The sequence below is a fragment of the Xaviernesmea rhizosphaerae genome, from assembly GCF_001938945.1.
Classification (GTDB): domain Bacteria; phylum Pseudomonadota; class Alphaproteobacteria; order Rhizobiales; family Rhizobiaceae; genus Xaviernesmea; species Xaviernesmea rhizosphaerae.
Genome location: NZ_MKIO01000032.1, coordinates 1 through 17,143, shown reverse-complemented (window position 1 = coordinate 17,143; position 17,143 = coordinate 1). Strand labels below are relative to the sequence as shown.

Annotated in this window: 19 protein-coding genes and 2 pseudogenes; 8 read left to right on the top strand and 13 right to left on the bottom strand. The window is 59.4% G+C overall.

Going from position 1 to position 17,143, the window contains the following annotated elements:
* The first annotated feature begins 199 nt into the window (after nucleotides 1-199).
* From BJF92_RS15050 to BJF92_RS15040, 3 genes and pseudogenes are all read left to right on the top strand, one after another.
* Nucleotides 200-448, top strand: coding sequence for a FitA-like ribbon-helix-helix domain-containing protein (locus BJF92_RS15050; RefSeq protein WP_075635581.1), 249 nt, complete (start codon nucleotides 200-202; stop codon nucleotides 446-448).
* Nucleotides 445-860 (top strand): annotated as a pseudogene (locus BJF92_RS15045) (PIN domain-containing protein). The gene BJF92_RS15050 and the pseudogene BJF92_RS15045 overlap by 4 nt, the downstream one beginning before the upstream one ends.
* Entirely contained in the window at nucleotides 860-1,075 is a 216-nt protein-coding gene (locus BJF92_RS15040; RefSeq protein ID WP_075635580.1) for a hypothetical protein, read from the top strand. The pseudogene BJF92_RS15045 and the gene BJF92_RS15040 overlap by 1 nt, the downstream one beginning before the upstream one ends.
* Nucleotides 1,076-1,365: 290 nt before the next feature.
* On the opposite strand, the gene BJF92_RS15035 is transcribed toward BJF92_RS15040, so the two are convergent.
* Together BJF92_RS15035 and BJF92_RS15030 are read right to left on the bottom strand one after the other, a co-directional pair.
* The gene (locus BJF92_RS15035) at nucleotides 1,366-4,572 is read right to left on the bottom strand and encodes an LPD7 domain-containing protein (RefSeq protein WP_075635605.1); all 3,207 of its coding nucleotides are present in this window, start codon (nucleotides 4,570-4,572) and stop codon (nucleotides 1,366-1,368) included.
* On the bottom strand, nucleotides 4,565-4,951 hold the full coding sequence (locus tag BJF92_RS15030; RefSeq protein WP_143524050.1) for a hypothetical protein: 387 nt from the start codon (nucleotides 4,949-4,951) through the stop codon (nucleotides 4,565-4,567). Before BJF92_RS15030 ends, BJF92_RS15035 begins: the two co-directional genes overlap by 8 nt.
* A gap of 567 nt (nucleotides 4,952-5,518) precedes the next feature.
* Here BJF92_RS15030 and BJF92_RS15025 point away from each other — a divergent pair.
* From BJF92_RS15025 to BJF92_RS15015, 3 genes are read left to right on the top strand one after another with little or no spacing between them, the layout of a single operon-like run.
* On the top strand, nucleotides 5,519-6,211 hold the full coding sequence (locus tag BJF92_RS15025; RefSeq protein ID WP_075635578.1) for a ParA family protein: 693 nt from the start codon (nucleotides 5,519-5,521) through the stop codon (nucleotides 6,209-6,211).
* Nucleotides 6,208-6,528 carry a ribbon-helix-helix domain-containing protein gene (locus BJF92_RS15020; protein ID WP_075635577.1) on the top strand — a complete coding sequence of 107 codons (321 nt, stop codon included), beginning with the start codon at nucleotides 6,208-6,210 and terminating at the stop codon, nucleotides 6,526-6,528. Before BJF92_RS15025 ends, BJF92_RS15020 begins: the two co-directional genes overlap by 4 nt.
* 48 nt (nucleotides 6,529-6,576) lie before the next feature.
* A complete protein-coding gene (locus BJF92_RS15015; protein ID WP_075635576.1) occupies nucleotides 6,577-6,813 on the top strand; it encodes a GapR family DNA-binding domain-containing protein in 237 nt (78 codons plus the stop codon).
* A 29-nt stretch (nucleotides 6,814-6,842) separates the two neighbouring features.
* Here the strand turns inward: BJF92_RS15015 and repC are convergent, their stop codons facing one another.
* From repC to BJF92_RS14995, 4 genes are all read right to left on the bottom strand, one after another.
* Nucleotides 6,843-8,060 (bottom strand): plasmid replication protein RepC, encoded by a 1,218-nt coding sequence (repC, locus tag BJF92_RS15010; RefSeq protein ID WP_075635575.1) that lies wholly within the window; start codon nucleotides 8,058-8,060, stop codon nucleotides 6,843-6,845.
* A gap of 198 nt (nucleotides 8,061-8,258) precedes the next feature.
* A complete protein-coding gene (gene repB / locus BJF92_RS15005; RefSeq protein WP_075635574.1) occupies nucleotides 8,259-9,254 on the bottom strand; it encodes a plasmid partitioning protein RepB in 996 nt (331 codons plus the stop codon).
* Nucleotides 9,251-10,468 (bottom strand): plasmid partitioning protein RepA, encoded by a 1,218-nt coding sequence (repA, locus tag BJF92_RS15000; protein WP_075635573.1) that lies wholly within the window; start codon nucleotides 10,466-10,468, stop codon nucleotides 9,251-9,253. The genes repB and repA overlap by 4 nt, the downstream gene beginning before the upstream one ends.
* Nucleotides 10,469-11,074: 606 nt before the next feature.
* Nucleotides 11,075-11,254, bottom strand: a complete 180-nt coding sequence (locus BJF92_RS14995) for a hypothetical protein (protein WP_075635572.1) — start codon at nucleotides 11,252-11,254, stop codon at nucleotides 11,075-11,077.
* 391 nt (nucleotides 11,255-11,645) lie between these two features.
* Here BJF92_RS14995 and BJF92_RS14990 point away from each other — a divergent pair, with 391 nt between their 5' ends.
* Entirely contained in the window at nucleotides 11,646-11,900 is a 255-nt protein-coding gene (locus BJF92_RS14990) for a WGR domain-containing protein (protein WP_075635571.1), read from the top strand.
* A 202-nt stretch (nucleotides 11,901-12,102) separates the two neighbouring features.
* Here the strand turns inward: BJF92_RS14990 and BJF92_RS25795 are convergent, their stop codons facing one another.
* Together BJF92_RS25795 and BJF92_RS14985 are read right to left on the bottom strand one after the other, a co-directional pair.
* Nucleotides 12,103-12,252, bottom strand: coding sequence for a hypothetical protein (locus BJF92_RS25795; protein WP_198931560.1), 150 nt, complete (start codon nucleotides 12,250-12,252; stop codon nucleotides 12,103-12,105).
* A 319-nt stretch (nucleotides 12,253-12,571) separates the two neighbouring features.
* Nucleotides 12,572-12,883, bottom strand: coding sequence for a DUF736 domain-containing protein (locus tag BJF92_RS14985; protein WP_075635570.1), 312 nt, complete (start codon nucleotides 12,881-12,883; stop codon nucleotides 12,572-12,574).
* A 127-nt stretch (nucleotides 12,884-13,010) separates the two neighbouring features.
* Between BJF92_RS14985 and BJF92_RS25790 the strand changes: the two genes are divergently transcribed.
* Complete coding sequence (locus BJF92_RS25790) at nucleotides 13,011-13,205, top strand: hypothetical protein (protein WP_198931559.1); 195 nt, start codon at nucleotides 13,011-13,013, stop codon at nucleotides 13,203-13,205.
* A gap of 576 nt (nucleotides 13,206-13,781) precedes the next feature.
* On the opposite strand, the gene BJF92_RS26335 is transcribed toward BJF92_RS25790, so the two are convergent.
* The 5 genes and pseudogenes from BJF92_RS26335 to BJF92_RS26085 all read right to left on the bottom strand — a co-directional run.
* Nucleotides 13,782-13,961 carry a hypothetical protein gene (locus BJF92_RS26335; RefSeq protein WP_342585797.1) on the bottom strand — a complete coding sequence of 60 codons (180 nt, stop codon included), beginning with the start codon at nucleotides 13,959-13,961 and terminating at the stop codon, nucleotides 13,782-13,784.
* Between the two features lie 122 nt (nucleotides 13,962-14,083).
* Nucleotides 14,084-14,401 (bottom strand): hypothetical protein, encoded by a 318-nt coding sequence (locus BJF92_RS26330; protein WP_342585796.1) that lies wholly within the window; start codon nucleotides 14,399-14,401, stop codon nucleotides 14,084-14,086.
* Between the two features lie 117 nt (nucleotides 14,402-14,518).
* On the bottom strand, nucleotides 14,519-15,046 hold the full coding sequence (locus tag BJF92_RS26325) for a hypothetical protein (protein WP_342585795.1): 528 nt from the start codon (nucleotides 15,044-15,046) through the stop codon (nucleotides 14,519-14,521).
* 218 nt (nucleotides 15,047-15,264) lie between these two features.
* A complete protein-coding gene (locus BJF92_RS14975) occupies nucleotides 15,265-16,191 on the bottom strand; it encodes an ArdC family protein (protein WP_075635569.1) in 927 nt (308 codons plus the stop codon).
* Between the two features lie 304 nt (nucleotides 16,192-16,495).
* A pseudogene (locus BJF92_RS26085) lies at nucleotides 16,496-17,143 on the bottom strand (IS630 family transposase); the annotation flags it as partial.

The following is a 17,143-nucleotide window of genomic DNA, read 5'->3' as shown; positions in this document are numbered from 1 at the left end:
CGCGCCACGGCCTGCCCGCAGGCCGAGACGGTGATCGGGAAGCCATAACGATCGAACAGGTCCATGATCCGCCACCAGGCGGCGCGTGTGGCCATTTTCACACATTCGAGCCGACTGTGCCCAGTAGGCTCGGCCGGCGCCATGTTGAAAGGTGTGCAATCAATGACAACAATGCCATCATTGATGTACGGAGAGGCAAATGGCGAGCATGACCATCCGCAATATCGATGAAACGCTGAAACAAAGGCTACGACTTCGTGCCGCCACCCACGGCCGTTCGATGGAAGACGAAGCCCGTGATATCCTTCGTAGCGCCTTGGCCGCTGGCGAAAAACCGGCGCGTAATCTCGCCGAAACTGTTCGTGTGCGCTTGACGAATGTTGGCGGTGTCCATCTCGAGCTGCCCGCCCGTGAGCCGATCCGCGACGTGCCGGACCTCGGCCCGTGATCGTTCTCGACACCAACGTCATTTCGGAACTGCTTTCGCCATCACCGAGCACGCTCGTGACCGAATGGTTGGCGGCGCAGCACCCTTCGTCGGTCTTCACCACCACGGTTACCGAAGCCGAGATCCTGTACGGCTTGCGTACTTTTGCCACAAGGCCGCCGACGCAAAGACCTGGAAGCGGCGATCCTGCCAATTTTTGCCGAGGATCTGTTTGGACGCGTTTTACCGTTTGATCGTGAGGCGGCCGACATCTATGCGACCATCGCGACTGATCGCCGTAGTGCCGGCCGACCAATCAGTCAGTTCGACGCCCAGATCGCCGCTATCGCGCGGCGCTTCGGTCGCGACCCGAAATGTCTCCGATTTCGAGGGCGTTGGCCTAGCGATCGTCAATCCTTGGAAGGATCGTTGATGACAGGTGCGATCAAGTCTCCACTTGCAACGTCGCCGAATGCGTCGCGACGTGCCGAAGAGCTCGATGCTTTGCATGCGATCCTGCCATCCGATCGCCATGACCAACTCGCTATACTGCTGACAGACGAAGACGTCGCAACGCTCACCCAAGCGTTGGGCTACGATAACAGTGGCGAGCGTAAAATGGGGCGGGCCGCCCGGCTGGTTCTGTAACCAATGAGCGGCAGACGGGCTTTTGCGGATACCGACTCGGCCCCCTCGCCCATGGCGAACGAGACACCTCGCATTGTAGAAGCGCTTGATGCATGGCGCCTCAAGCATTCATGACCGGGACTTAAGCTTGGGCCTGGCAAAGCCTTCCAAAGGGTCCCTGACGTTCCATCCATGGCGGCGGGGAAACTGCTCGTATCGAAATCCCGGCGATAAGCTGCAGAAGCGTGGGATAGGCGACTCACGTCGGTGCGGTTCAGGTCGACAAGCACAATCAACCGATGGGTCCTTGCCTAACGGCGCTGCCTCGGCTTCTGCTTCCGAACCTGCGTCTGACGGTTTGCATCCTTCTCGGAGAGAAGCTCCTTTTGATCGAGCCGCTGACGCTCAATTTCGGGCGACTGGGCAACATCAGCCGGGATCGGTTTGGTGGGGTTTTGTTCGATGAATTTTTCGGCCCGAACGGCGGCTGAGGCTTCTGCCTTCGTGCGGTAGGTATGATCGTCGCCGCCACCATCGATCGGCCGCTCTCCGATCTGTGCGGTCCGTTTTGCCTGCTTCACCTCGCGAGCCGCTTCAGCCTCTGTTTTCTCCTTCACCGTTTCGAGCGCGATCCCGATTTCCGCGTCGGATCGGCGAACCGTCGGCGCCGCTTCAGCGCCATCGACGAAGCCGAGTTGCTTGCGCTCGCGAGCGCGTTCTCTCTCCTGCCGCTCCTCGACCTTCGACCGCGCTGCTGCGAGCCGCTCCTGAAGTTCGGGGTTCGACAGTTTGAAGCCGTGCTCGGCCGCGAATTCGACTGCGATTGTCTTGTCACGCTCCGAGCCGTTGACCGCGACAACACCCCACTTCTCAGACGCGACCTGCATCGCCTCGAGAATCGAAGCGCGATCTCGATCAGACGGTTTCACCTTATCGCCTTTATCGAGCGGCGTTTTCGGTCCATCCAGCGTCTGGGCGGACGCCACCTCGCCTTTCGCACCCGCCTCCGGCACAATCGTCTGTTCCTCACGCTTCTGTCGCGCTGCAGCAGCAGGCGAGGATGCCTGGACAGTGTCACGACGATCGGGAGCCTGAGCCCGATCAAGATGCGCAGCGTCAGCAGCCTCGACGTATCGCCGGTCCGCCAGCGTCAGTGTCGGCGTCGCGCCCGCGAGGACGCTTGCCTGCTCCGGACGTTCGCGTGCGATCCGGTCCCGCGCGGAGGCAAGCTTGTCCTGGAGTTCCGGATTGGTGAGCTGGAAGCCGTGTTCCGCGGCGAGTTCGACAGCCAGCACCTTGTAGCGATCAGGACCGCTGACACGCACCGCACCCCACTTTTCAGCGCCAAGCTGGAGAGCCGCCAGCACGGTCTCGCGATCCCGAGAGCGGCTGACCTCCACGCGGTCGCCGTGATCGGTGAAGGCCACAGCGCCGATCCGGCCCTCCGGCGCTCGGTGGCTGTAACGGATATCCTCGCCGCGCTTCTCGGCGACGAAGCCGACAAAGTTTTGCGGAACCGGCTGAACCCAGGTTTCCCCTTCGATCCGCCCGCGCTTCGCCTCGATCGCGGTCTGGGCTTCGATCATTTTCGTCTGGTTCACCTTCAGCTTTTGGCGAAGGCCATCGAACTCCGCAAGCCGCTCTGGCGGCAGGTTCTTTGCCAGTGTATCGAGGTTGGTTTCCATCTCGGCAAACGCCGAGGACATCGTTTCAAGATCGGCCATGCCAGGCTCCTTTGCTGTCAAGAGTTCACGGGCGTTTCGCTCGGTCGCGGCCGTCGCACCATTCAGGACCGCATCAAGGGTACGTTGCCGGAAAAGGCCGGCGGTCTCCAAGGCCGTGACGGACAAAATCTGGCTCTCCGCGGCCAGCTCGCGTGGAACGACGAAGACGGCTTCGGGATTTAGGCGGGACGGCCGTATGTCCTGACGCTGCTTTGAGGTGACGTCAATGTAGCGCAACGTTCCGCCCTGCCGGGCCAGGATCTGCGCCGCAGCAGCTCGATCGACGGTAAACAGCGGCGCTGCGGACCGGTCGTTGTCGCGCTGCACCCGGTACAACCGTGTCGTGCCCGGCCTTTGCGGCGGCTCTGCAGGATCGGTCTCGGCGGTCTGTAAATGACCACTCCAGCCGGCTGCGCTCGCCATCGCGCGTCTCACCCCCTCCGCTCGTGTCGGAATATGGACAGCCTGCTGACGGACAGCCTCGACACGGCGCATCACCGTCTCAGAGGCCTCTCCACGTTCAACCCGACGGATATCCTTCATTTTGAAGCCCGGCGGATTGGCCCGCTCGAAGCGACTGACGGCGTCCATAGGGATATTTCGCTCACGCGCCTCGTGCGCCAGGACAGCACGCCAGCGCCGCAGATCCTCGATCTTCGGATGCAGTCGCTTGCCCGTCTCCGACACCATCTTCACGACCGCATGGACATGGAGGTGATTGCGATCTTCATGCAGTGTGAACAGGAAACGATGCCCAGAAAACTCACTGGCGAGCATGGCGCGGGCGGCGCCGACAAAAGCCTCCTTTGCCGTCCCCGGCTTGGCGCTCAGCACGATATGGGCGACATCGCGGCGCTGCTGCGAGCGGAGATCTTGCTTCCAGTCCCTCGCCTCATCGGCGATCGAGCGTTCGCCGCCGACCTCGTGCTGCGCAACAAAGGCGCCTGCCTTATCCATGCGAACCGCGATGATCGGATGGCGGCCATCCTTCTGGAGCTGGCCAAGACCGCGGGCGACGCCCTCGACCCCATGACTGAAGCCATGCACATCGACACGCGCCTCAGCACCGAACGCCCGTTTCAACCTCGTTTCAAGATCTCGCAGAGACTTGCGATTATCGAAGATCCGGCCAGCTCGCTTCTCGTCGGCCAGGCGTCGCCGCGCAGCGCTGATCACTAACTCGACACGCCTCCCCTCTCCCGCACCTGCCATGTGTCTCTGCCAGGCGATCCGGTGGCCGGCGAGTGCGACCTTCAGTACCTCTCCGACTTCGTCATCCGACAAGCAGCTCGTTGGCGGCAGGGTGAGAGATAGGTGCAGCACATCCTTTGACGGCTTGCGGCCATCCTCTTCGGCCCACTCGTTCGCAAGCGCTTTGATCCAGTCGCGGCCCTCAACAGTCTCGCCGGTTTCGTTCTCGACGGAGAGCTCACCATCGCGGCTCTGATAGCCGAGCAACTTGCCAACCCGCGTCTTGCCGGCCGCGAAGCTGACCAGCTTGACCACAGCGGGCTGCGATCCGCGCGCAATCGACTGCCGGAACGCCGCAGGCATATCCGACGGCGCAGTCTGGTCTACCCAGGCGCCATCCTGCCCCTTCCGTCCAACGCTGCCAGAAATGGCCCTTCGGCCCCCCGAGCCACTGCCGGGGCGCCGCCGCGCTTCATCATCGAACGGCACTGGCTGCGGCGTCGGACCTGTCCAGGGGCGACCGCTCTGACGGACAACAGACGATGTCCGGCGCTGACGCTCGGCCGCATCGAGAAGGCCGAGAAAGTCCTGGAGATCAAACATCGCCGGCGACCCCCTCTCGGTTTCGATGGCGGGAAGCATCACACATAGCCTCGACGTCCGAGGCGTGATCGCTCAACAGCAGGGCGAGGCGGGACATGCTATCGATCAGCACGTCAAATCGCGGCTCCTCCGGTCCCTGCAAATCACACGCGATCGCTTCTAGCAACAGGCGAATTGCAGTTAACTCACCTATATACGACTTTATTGCAATTTCTGAATTTCGTCCACGCGTCTCCCCAAGGCCCACTGCCTGCTGCGACAGGGAGCGAAGCACCGCGCTGACGCTGCATCCGGCTTTCGCACTGAAGGCCTGCAGAGCGAGAAACTCGTCCTCGCTCAAGCGCACATGCACGACTTTTCCACGGACTGCCTTCTTCATCCCCGTCCCTCTGATGCCGCCGGTCTTGGCCTCCCGGTCGGTTTCAAGCGACTGCCGGGAGGCGCCCCTCGCCCGTCTCGGGCACATGCCTGTTTTGTATCACCAAAACTGCTATCCTGCCATCCAAAAACAGGACAAACTATTTATTTTCAATGGCTTATGTGGCTGCTCAGCCTTTAGGGGCTTCAATGGCGGTTGTGGCTGTAGTGGCCGTTGAGGCTCTTGAGTTCTCAGTGGCCGCGATAGCCGAAACCGTGTGATATGCTATAGCCAACAGTGGCTTACATGGCGCTTCGACCCACCATCGCTGCATTGGCCTTAGTGGCTATACAGCCGATGATGGTCGCATAGCCTCGACTGGTCGTAATGCCCGTGGTCCGGGGAGCACGTGGGCCCCTGTTGCTCGCATGCCGACAGGTGGCCATGCGGATCCTTATGGACGCCAAGCCACCGAGGGCTTATGGGCCAACGATCCTCTTGCGACCTGGTGTGGTCGCATAGGCTTGCACAGACAAGAGTTTATGTTTAATCGTATATACGATATTAAAATACTTATCAGAGGTCGCTATGACCATTCTTGCCTTTGCCCATTCCAAAGGCGGGGTCGGCAAATCGACCCTATGCCTTCTCATTGCCTCCGAGCTTGCCCAAAGCGGACGGCGCGTTCTCATCATCGATGCTGATCAGAAGCAGCAATCCTGTCTGCAATGGATCGCGCGATGCCACTTGGCCGGGTCTCGGCCGAACACACTCACGGGCGAGATTGCCACAAAGCCGGAGGATCTCAAACGCCTGCTCAGGAGCACCGACGCCGAGATCATCCTGATTGACGTGCAGGGCTCGATGAACGATCTGCTGATTGCGGCAATCGTCGCAAGCGACATCACACTGGTCCCGACCAAGGCCAATGTCATGGAGATGGTCGAAACGGTGAAACTCTTCGATTGGGCGCAGACCAACCTCAGGCGCGCGCCCCTTCATCTGGTGCTCAATCGTGTGGAAGGTATCGACACGAACACAGCGGCGTTTCAGGACGCCGTGCGGATGATCCGAGAACACCAGCTCCCTGCCCTATCGACCTTTGTTCGCGCACGGAAGGTCTACGAACAGTTTGCTCGGGATGCCGGCTCGCTTGAACGCATCGGCAAGGACCCATCGAAATCCGACCAGGTAACCAAAGCGCGCGCCAACATCGTCAGCCTCATTGGCGACATCACGGCTGCTATCAGCCCACCCCCAACAAAGGACCAAGCCAAATGACACAGTTCCCTTCTCTCCCCCGGTCCGGCCGCGATCTCTCTGACCTCAACGCCCTGATCGATGCCTCGATCGGTAAGTCAGACGTCGCCCCGATGAGCTCACCCCTGCCTTCTTCATCTCCCCAACAAGAACGCCCGGACATAGAACGCAGACGTCCTGCTCGCGACACCGCCGCCCAGAGCCAAGTCGAACGCTTCAGGATATCGATCGACCCGGCCGTCATTGTCGCGACCAAACACGCCGCCTTGCAGAGGAAGGTGGCTCCTTCGGAGATCGTCGAGCTGGCGCTGCGGCAGTATCTCAACCTCGAAACATGACGGTCTCTCGCGCGTGTGCCTGCACGCGCACGCGAGGGAACCAACGCGATGGCAAAAGACCCGGATCTGAAGGAACTCGTAGAGAAGATCGAGGACATAGAGGACGACACGAATGAACTCAACGTTAGGAAGGTCGGTGTCTACAAGCGGGCGAAGGCGGGAGGTTACGATGTCCGAGCCCTGAAGGAGATCATTGCCGACAGTAGGCGAAGCCGACGCGGCGATCCGGTGAAGATCGCGGCGCACGAAACCACCGTCCAGAGATATCATGCCTTGCTCGATTGATTGCGAGGTTGCCATAGGAATTCGGGCATTTACGACGCAGATCGATGCTGGCTGCCGCTGCTGTTGCGCAGCAATGCCATGAGCATCGGCCCGAGCGAAAATTCATCCCGTTCAGCGCGTCGGGTGAGATCACGCAGATATCCGCCGGCCGAATTGATATGCTCCGCCCGCTCGAGAATGCAGGCGATCGCGGTTGCCGCGTTTTCCTGCCCCATGGCAATGCAGGCGTCCTCATAGGCGGACGGGCTGACCCCCAGCATTGAGCGCACCACGACGGCGGCCCCCATGAGGTCGCGCCAATTCGCAATCTTGCCGTCGCGACTGTAATCGCTGATCTGCGGGCAGGCTTGCAGCACCAAACCCAATGGGAATGACTTTAGCGCCGGTTGCGTCGGCCTCGATTTTGTCGCAACGGCTGCGCCCTGCTCCTTTCCGGAGCTAGGTTCAAATTCATAGATGGATTCGGATTTTGAATTCTGTATGTGGCGTTCATTTTGGCTATCATTGCCATCCGTATTTTCTGTTTTTAGCTGATTTTCCAGGCAACTGACGATCTCGCTACGTAGCAGTGACATCTCATCCAGGGCAGCTTCGACTTTACTCCGGCTCGGATTACGTGGAAGTGCCGTCAAAATGGCGATATATTGCGCCTCGATGCTGGTCCAGTCGCCGTCCGTGCCGTCCTCGATCACAGCACTTAGTAGCTTCCGCACATCACGCCGGCAGATGGTAAGGGCTTCCCGTGCCAGCTTATGACGTCTGCGTTCCGCGACGACTTCCTGTGCAAGGCCGGCAAGCTCTGCAGCACGCGTCAACAAGGGTGTCAGATCGAAACCATAGGCGCGTTCAATCTCCCCGTCCCCGTCTCGATGAACATAGCGCTTGCCGTTCGGGCTATCGCGGCGCTGGATCAGCCCGGCGTCAACCAGGGCAGCGAGATGACGGCGAAGGGTCGTTCCAGCAATACCATGAGCACGCAACGAGAGCTGCCTGTTCGACGGAAAGACGATCAGGCCGTCCTCTTCGGATAGTTCGTCGTTGGGATAAAAGCTCAACAGGGCATGAAGAACCGCCAAGGCCCGATCCTGCAGTCCAAGATGTTCCCGTGCCTCACACGCATCTCGGAAGACCTGCCATTTCCCGATTGGCTTGTTCGGCTTCGTTTCTGCCGCATGAAGCTGAGCCTTGACCAAGGCAAGCTTCGCCGGTCGCCGCCCAAAGGGCGTCGTCACACTTCCACTCCGCATCTTCCTTCACCTTTCAAAAGGCAAAAGAAATCCGCTCACCAAAACGGCGCTAAAGGCTTGACAGCGATTCATGGAAATGCGAATCTCGACCTTGCTAGAGAATACGAGAAGGGCTTCCACGACTTAGGTCGTTTGGGGGCCTTTTTCTTTTGCGGTTTCGTCTCCAGTTTCGCGTTGAATTGTCAGCTGACAATTCGGTTAAGTGTCTGCCTTCGCGTCTATTTCCTTTTCGAAGGCTGTAACGAGATCCGGCATGCGGTCCGATAGGAACGCAGCAAACTCTTTCGACGTCACCGCGAGTTTCGATGCGCGCGATCCGTGCTCAAATGCTCCAAGGACCCGCCCATCTTTGGTCCGGATCGGCTCTTTTCGATTCGGCTTTGTTGGAGCAGGCTCCTGAACGCTTTTCCAAAGCCGCTCGAAACGAGTGTTTGAATCCGCCTGGAGGAACTCAAGAGATCGAATTTCAGATTGGGCCCGCTGTGCTGCGGTGGCATTTTTCAAGCGTTCGACGATTGCAAGCCAACGCGGCCGACCTACCTTTGGCGCAGGGCCAATGGCCAAAATCAAATCTTGCCCCACACCTTCTGCGACCTGAAGCAGACGAGAGGTTTCAGGCTTGTCGACAGACAAGGCTTTCGCGATCGTGTCGCGATCGAAACCGTGCGTGTCCAGGCGCTGGGCGAAAAGCGCCTTCTCGATAAAGCTAAGATCTATACGAGGACCGTTTTCTTGGCCCTGTGCCAAAACCACTTCCTCATCTGACAGCACTTTGACAACCGCACGGACGGGGCGGCCTGTCATCGCAGCAACGCGCAGTCGGCGGTGGCCGTATGCTGCTTGGTAACGTCCTGGACGAGAAGGATGCGGCCTCACTAGGATCGGAACCTGTTGGCCGCTCTCTGAAATCGACAGCACTAACCGATCGAATTCCGGATCGTTCTGTACCTCGATGCGGTCTTGTATGAATGCTGTGTCGATCAATGCCGGGTCGAGTTCAACGACTTTGTCACCCGCGGCAAGCACCTGCCGAAGCTCCTTAGCAGCCGCTGCCTCTCCACTCAGGCGCTCCATGGACAGATTCATCGCGCGAACAGCGCCACTTGGTTTGTGAGCTTGCGGTGCGGCCGGAGCACCGCCTGTGCTCTGACCAGACTCACTGATCAGGTTTTTAAGGACGTCCCTGGCCTTCATGCTCTACTCCACGCATTGCGCACCAATGCTTCGACCTCAGCATTGACACTGTCCATCGCCTCGACGGCTCTATCGTAGGTTTGCCGGTTCATCGTTTCTCGGCCTGCCTCGTAGATCGTCTGCTTTGAAAGGCCAGCGTCCGAAACAGCGGTCGATTTCACCATCATCGATGTCAGGACGCGTTCACCAAAAATACTCCTGAGAAAAGCGACAATTTGCGCCTGCGGCCCATCATTCGGCTCATAGCGTGTGACGAGATATCGCATCCAGTCATAGTCGAGGTTCCCGCCTGCCTCCCTCACAACGTTCAAAAGATCGGCTGTCATCGACAGGAATTGGTTCATGGAAGCGACGTCCAACATCTGCGGATGGACAGTGATCAGCACGGCCGTGGCGGCACAGAGTGCCGATAAGGTGAGAAACCCAAGCGTCGGAGGGCAATCGATTACGACGACATCATAACTGTCCTGCACCTCCATCAGCGCCGAACTGACACGCATGAAGAACATATCGGTATCGTCAGCATCTCGTGACGCTAGAGCACGCGGCGTGTCGTGCTCGAACTCGTGAAGCTCCAAATTACCGGGGATCAGATCCAAGCCTGCGAAATACGTCTTCCTGACGATCTCTGAGACGGGCCGTCGATGCGCGTCATATCGGATAGCCCCATAGAGCGTCTGATTTTCGTCGACATCGAATTCCGGCTGAAAGCCTAGCATTGCCGACATCGATGCCTGCGGATCCAAGTCTACTGCGAGCACGCGATAACCGCGCAACGCCAAAAACTGCGCGAGATGGATTGCGGTCGTCGTCTTGCCTGAGCCGCCCTTGAAGTTCGTGACAGCGATGACTTGTAAGTGGTCATGCTCCCGACGATTAGGCAGGTAAGTGGGCTTCGTCCGCCCGAGGATTTGCCTGATCGTATGCACCTCGTGCAGCGCGAATGTTCTCTTGCCCGACGCTGTCTTCTCTGAGGTGACCGCATCTTCCTGGGCGGCGATATGCCTGACATAGCTGTCTGTGACGCCGAGAAGCTTTGCGGTCTCGCCGCTGCTGAACCGCCGGAGTGACTTTTTAGAGCTTGGAGAGAATAAGCGCTCAAACAGCTCTTGCAGCTTCGAACTCAAGACAGCAGAGTCCGTTCCAATCGTTTCGTCGATCGAAACGCGATTGCTATGTCCCAGTTTTGCAGAAATTGCCGCCCTGTTCGCCATTCACGCCAATCCTAAAAATTCGTGGTATTTTGCGTGAATGATGATCATGCGCGTAGGCTCGTCAAGCTATTTTTAGTTAATGCGTCTTAGCGACTTTGCGTTCTAGGCGATATCGTGATTTTTCAAAGGCTTGCAGGGATTGTCAGCTGACAATTCTCGCCGATCGATATTCGGAGGAAATGTGTCTTCGCAGGAATCGGATAGAATCGATTCCGTCATCGCAGGGCGCTGTGGCCGCCGTCCTTGATCCAGCCGTCACCGAGGGATCGCAGCATACGGATCCAATAGTCGCAGTTTAGGATGGATTTACACCGGCATCCGGCAGGTAATAGATGATGATAGTCGGCCGGATCAGTCCCGCTTCGTCAGCCAGTTGATCGAGGATAGGAGCCAAGCCTCACAGTTCGGGCTCGGCAACCACGCGCACTCGGTACCATGAGCCATGACGTTCGAGATCGTGCGTGTCCGCAGTGCGGCAATCCCCGACGTTAACGACATGCAGGCATCCGCTAACGGCTCAAGGTTGACCTTTGTCGAGCCAATAGCTGTGCAGATCGACACCTCTTGCGCACAATTCGTTCATGGGATCATCAGATGCATCCGGTCCTATCCAGCAAAGGTTCCGACCAGCGCCTCAAGGTCTATGCGGAAGGCATGAAGGACCGCCGTGACAACATCATGGACGTTACGGACTAGATCGGTATCCCAGCTGAGCCTGGTGATCCGGACGAGCAGTTTGAGGCCGGAGAGCTTCACCATCAGCAAAAGGGTGTTGTCCCGAGTCATCAAAAAATCTTTTCGTCCTTCTGACGGTAGGATCCCGAACCGAAAACGTGGGGGATCAAGGATCACGGAACGCGACCGCCTGCGGCGGCCAGTGAGGTCGGCTCGTCCTTGACGCTGGAGCCGCGGGTACATCATGGGACGTCAAAGAGAGATCCCGGCCGCGAATGATCGAGGCCGGTCGCTCCAGCCTCGATCATTTGCGGCCGGGATCGTGACTGAAGGCGAAGACTTTGGACGGCGGCTTCGTGAGCGCACGCAGGCGCTGCGAATGGACTGCGGCGGCTCAGCCATCAGGTCGCCCGCCCGATGCTTCACGCCAATGAATCGTTATAGCCTTACAGATTCAAATTTGTCGTTGGACGGAATGGGTTGCAGGAACGAATCTGCGCTTATGACCATCCAGCCCTATCGCATCTGTATCGAAAGAATTGACGCTGAGAAGAACATGGCGCGGTTTTACGCAATGTCCGTGGAGAAGACGTTGTTCGGCGAGGCCTGCCTTGTGCGCACATGGGGGCGGATTGGGTCGAACGGTCAGAGGATGGAGCACCATTTCGGTCGCGAGGAGGAAGCGGTAAGGCTTTTCCTTGACCTGCTACGGCAAAAGCGTCGACGAGGCTACCGCCCCAGGGTCACCGTATTCTGAACTAAGGAATGCCAGAACGATCCCAGACGCACCGTGTTGCCGGTCGCATTGTTCATTGTGATGGTGATCCAGCCTGCCGTCCCTGGTCAGTGAAGGTCTGGCATTTTATCGTTGAACCGCTTGCAGCCATTTGACCTATTGCTGATGCAAGCCCGCTTCGTCGGTCGATCCGGGGTGCGGGCTCACAATGCGACATTCCCTGTCAGATGGGCGGGTTGACGTCCTCCGCCAACAGCACGGCGAGTTCGGCTTGTGCAAGTTCCAACTCGGCCATGACCTTGCGGCGCTCTGCAGCGTCCACGGCATTCTTCAGCTCAGCGCGCAGTTCCTCAATGTGCTGTTCGATCGTCATCGTCGTCATCTCCTGATGCATGAGAAAGATGATGATCCCGGCGATGGTGGGGGTGAGGGGTCAAGGATCGCGGAACGCGACCGCTGGAGGCGGCGAGTGGGGGAGCCGATTTTCTGACGCCGCCCGAAGGGGGGATGGCTGAAAATTGGGGGGACTGCTCGTCCTTGAGGCCGATCTTTCGCCATTGTACAATCGGCCGGTCTGAGCAGACCTTTCGTATCCGTATCGCCCCCAGAAAGGGACAGGGCTCGATGCCCTGCTCCTTTTCCGTCACAAGGAGGGCGAGGCCCCGCCGTTCGGGCGGGGCCGGTAGTCTCTATCAGGCTTCGCGCTTCGGGCGGTTCCACACGAGCGAGTAGTCGCCCTCTCTCTCGCTCGGCCACAGCGCTGCGTTGATCGGGGCATTGAAGCTCGGGTCGTCGAGGGAGACAGAGATATATGCCTCTTCATCGCCTGAGACCTTGTTCCAGCCCGCTCCGACTTCGGCCGCACCCGCCATGATCCGGAAGTCCGGAGCGTCGCGGGAAGTCCGCTCGATGGGGATCAGGCGCGCCTTCATGGAGACCGTAAGGGTGCGAACGTTGCCGACGATGGTGTTGCCGTTGGTGGTGAATTCGCCGATGGCTGCCATTTTCGAGATCCTTTCGATTTGTTCGGGCCGCGACCATCGCGACCTCGATGACTGTCGACAAGATCGCGAACGATCGGGCCGCACCCCTGGGCCGGAACGCAGTGGAGGACGGTAGGAGACGGCTTTCTTGAGCCGCGAGGAATGGCGGCGCAGCCGGCAGGGGAAGAAAGCCACCGACAGCCGTTGCGGAAGGACGATCGAGGCGACGCCGGTTTGCGGTCAGACATGTCAAATCGAGGCCGCGGTGGCCGCGCCCGATGAAGACCGCATCGAAAAGGATGTCGAAAATGGCGGTCATCGGCTAATCTCACCGTCCGCCTGAGACATAATCAGACGTGATCCGTCTTCACGGCCTTTCATGGCGACGTCCATTGGATTCCTGCGGCTTCCTTCCCGCGTCACCCCGGACTTTCAGGTCATGGCGGTACTGCGGCACTCGGCACGACAGGAACCAGAACCAGGAGCGATGGCGGCCACGACGTTTCCACGACCCTTACTATTCATGATCTCCGCGCAACGCACCTTCCATTCTGCGATGTGGCCGAGCGATCAGGATGGCGGAAATTGGTGAATTGGAACTGATCGGGGTGGGAGGTTTTCAGGAGACTACCGGCCTCACCCGGAAGGCGGAGCCTCTCAGCCCGTCATTAGGCGTCTTTAATCGACTGCCCAGGGAATAACCACTGCTGCGGATCAGGGGGGCTTTCCAGGACGCTGCAACGGAACCGGTAGTCCGTTCCAGTTGAAAGCTGGGCAACCTGCAGCACCATCACGCGCTTCAATCGGGATCGTGTCTCAGGACGTACTGCTTGATTTCATATCCATCGGCAATCTCCGGAACGGCCGTGTTGCTTAGGACCAATCTGAAGGAGACCACACCTCCGGTTCGGAGGAATGATCAGACACCACACATCCCCTCGGATTTGTTCGGCCACAGATCGTGTCGACCTTGGTCGCCAGCTGTCGACAGATCGACCTCATCGAGCGGCAGGCAGGACCGGTGCAGATAAATCTCGCCGCAGGTGCCCCACAGGCCGGTACGCAGCTTGTGATCGATCTCGACCGCGTTGACCCCCACGTATTGGCATCATGCCCGCACATGAAGCTCCAACGCATGTCATCATGGAACGGGCAGCCGATAAAGGCGGATTGCGGAGGCTCGGGATATTCGTGCCGCCGCAACCATGCCAGACCATAGCGCTACGTCATCCGCTTCTCGATCAGTGATAAGGGTTTGACCGGCCAAACCTCGAAGCTCGGCTTTATCCGGCTCGCTTCACCCGCACTGATGCCCATCCACTGCTCCACGACCGGAATGGCAGGAAACCGCTTTCGCGTCAGGTCGAGCAGTTCGCGGATTTTCCGGGAAGTAGGAACGAGCTTGTCGTCGGTCGTGCAGGCGCGGCGGATCATGCCGATGGACGTGGCCTCGGTCGATGTCCGCTGGGTGACGATCTCGACCAGTTTGCCATCCTCACTTTCATCGATGTCGGGTGCTTCGGTGCCAGCCGGCGTCATGCTTTGCAAAAGCCGGGGGCGATGCCCAGCGCCGGCCAGCAGCCGTGTCGATCAGTTTGCCGCGAATGTTCCCGGCCGAGACGATGTGGACCGGGAACGGCAGAGCATTGGGTGACTTCAGGCGATCGAGGTGATCGTAACGCGAGCTTGGACTCCCGGCCGGTATCCGTGAAGATCGCGCAATCGGGCTTCGACCCGATCTCGCCAGACGCCGCCAACGGCGTCAGGGTGGTGGACTGGGCTCCGGCGAGGAGCGGAAGCACGCGCAGTCGGATGGAGGACGGCGCCTGGCCCTGCCCTTCTGTTAAAGGATCGAGGATCATCAGATATGCTCCCGAGCAACCAGGTCCGCAGGTCTCGGCGCATCATGCCGACCGGACCGTTGATCTTGGTGATCCGCGCATCAGTCAGCGGTGATATAGCCGCATCCCGGAACAGCTCGGCGAAATGGCGCATGACGTCGAGATAGAGATGACAACCTGCCAGGGCGACATCGTTGAACGAACAGCGACGATAGCCGGGCATCAATGCGATATGCATTCCGGGATGTTCGCCTTCGGGCATTACGTGGCGGCGGGCTTTTATCCGCGGCCATCGGGTTCCAAGACTGCCGGCTTCCATGCGTTCGGCAATGTCGGATGCCATCCGGGCATCGTAGAACTCGATCGGGGTGCTGGCTGCACGGAAGCCGAGCGTCGCGGAGAGGAAGACGACCTAGGCCTTTTCACGATGAGGATCGGCGGTACGAAGCGTTTGCCAAAGCGGATCGTTATAAGGCTGGATTGCGGGCATGGATGTCGGGTCGTCTCGCTTGCTCGATGAACATGCAAGGCTCAGCGGGCGAGGGGAGAGCGAGGTCGTCATCAGGCGGCCTCTCTTTCGCCGGCTGGAGCAGGCTGGAGATTATGCAAATAGCTGACCGCACTTTGCGCATGGGCTGCGGCCTGGAAGATGGCACGACGATCGTCCGATAGAACCTTAACCCATGAGGCGAGGTAGCTCGCATGATCCGGCCGCGGCTCAAGCTCGGGAGCGATGCCGAGATCCGCGCAAAGGAAGCAACTGCCAAGCTCTGCAATGAGCTCCTCCCGGGCGCGTTCGGATCGGTCCTTATGATAGCGGCTTAGATCACGGTTCAACCGGTTGGGGCCGCCGGCCCAGTGGCAGCTCTCATGGCTGAGCGTCGCATAATAGCTCGCCGCGTCCCTGAACATCTGGAACGCAGGCATCTGGATGAAGTCGCCGGCGGATGAGAAGAAGGCCTTGTCACCGCCATGTCTGATCATCGCACCGGTATTGGCGAAGAAGCGGTCAGCGTGTTCGATCCGCTCGGCCGGGTTCTGGACGGGCGCAGCGGGACCGTAATAGCGCTCCGGCAGCCCATCGATCTGCTCAACGTTGAAGGCGGTGTAAGTCTTCAGGAAAGGGAAGTCGCGCTCGACGTCACCGCCATGAGCGTCCTTTTCGGTCTTCGTGAAGCGGCTGGCGAAGACCACCGTCGTTCCGGCTTCGCCCCTGCGAACCGCGCCGCCCAGTTCGACGGCCTGTTTGAACGTCATCCAGATCGGTGCGGCGAACCCTCGCGCGACCGCCTCCGACCAGAGAAGCAGTACGTTCATCCCCGAATAGGGCAAACCGTTGTGGCGCAGCGGTCTCGCCACCCTGCCCGCAGCATGTCCGCAATGCCAGGGCCGCATCCAGGGACGAACGCCCCTTTCAAGATCGGCGACGATCTTTTCGGTGATGCGGCTGTAAACATCCAGGCATGCGCCTTGGCTTTTTCTCTTCATTTCCAGAACCTCCGTTCACGGAGGTCGCGCCGATCGCGACCCCGTCACGGGGGTCCAGAAGCCGGGGGCGAGGGACGGTCGCGCACCCAAGCGGGCGACGCAGGCGCCAGCCGAAGGGCCGGAACGAAGTGGAGGACGGCAAAGCCGTTGCGCGAACGGCAGGCCGCGGCAGGACCCGAAACGGGACGGAGTTGCGATGGCCGCAGCCTTCTTTTCCCTCTCCAGATTTCACGATATCGCCTGATCCTGGGCGCAGGAACGCAAATAACGTTCCTTTGCGAAGAGTTATACCAACCCTCATTGATCAGAACCCATGGGTCCATTGGCGTCGGCCGATGGACATGATGTTCCATGGCCGCTGCTGGAGTTTTCGCCAGGCGTAGCCGCAAGGGTCAACGATCTCCTCGTATGACTTGAAGACACGGTTTGAGAGCCAGTTGTCCCGCATGAACAGCCAGATGTTTTCGACCGGGTTCAGCTCGGGTGACTTGGGCGGCAGTGGCAGGATGGTAATGTTTTCAGGAACGATGAGGTTGTTGGACATGTGCCATCCGGCCTGATCCATGATGAGGATAGCGTGGCCATCGTCCGCGACGTTGCGGGATATCTCGATCAGGTGCTGGTTCATGGCATGGGTATCGCTACCCAAGGCGTGACGAGGGCTGCGGCCTTGCCGTGCCTGGGGCAGATCGCGCCGAAGATATAGGCCGAGCGTGTCCGCTGGTCATTGGGGGGCGGATGGCCTCGATCCCCGCTTGGCCCAGCGGCGGGTGATCTTGTTCTTTTGCCCGACACGGGCTTCATCCTGATACCATATTTCGATCACTTTGCCCTTGGAGGAACCGGCGGCGATCTCTGCCACTGCGGCGGAAAAGTTTTTTTAAATGCCTCAGCCGCCTCGGCATCCTGGGCATGATGCCTGGGGCGAGCCGAGAGTTTGCGGTAGCCCATT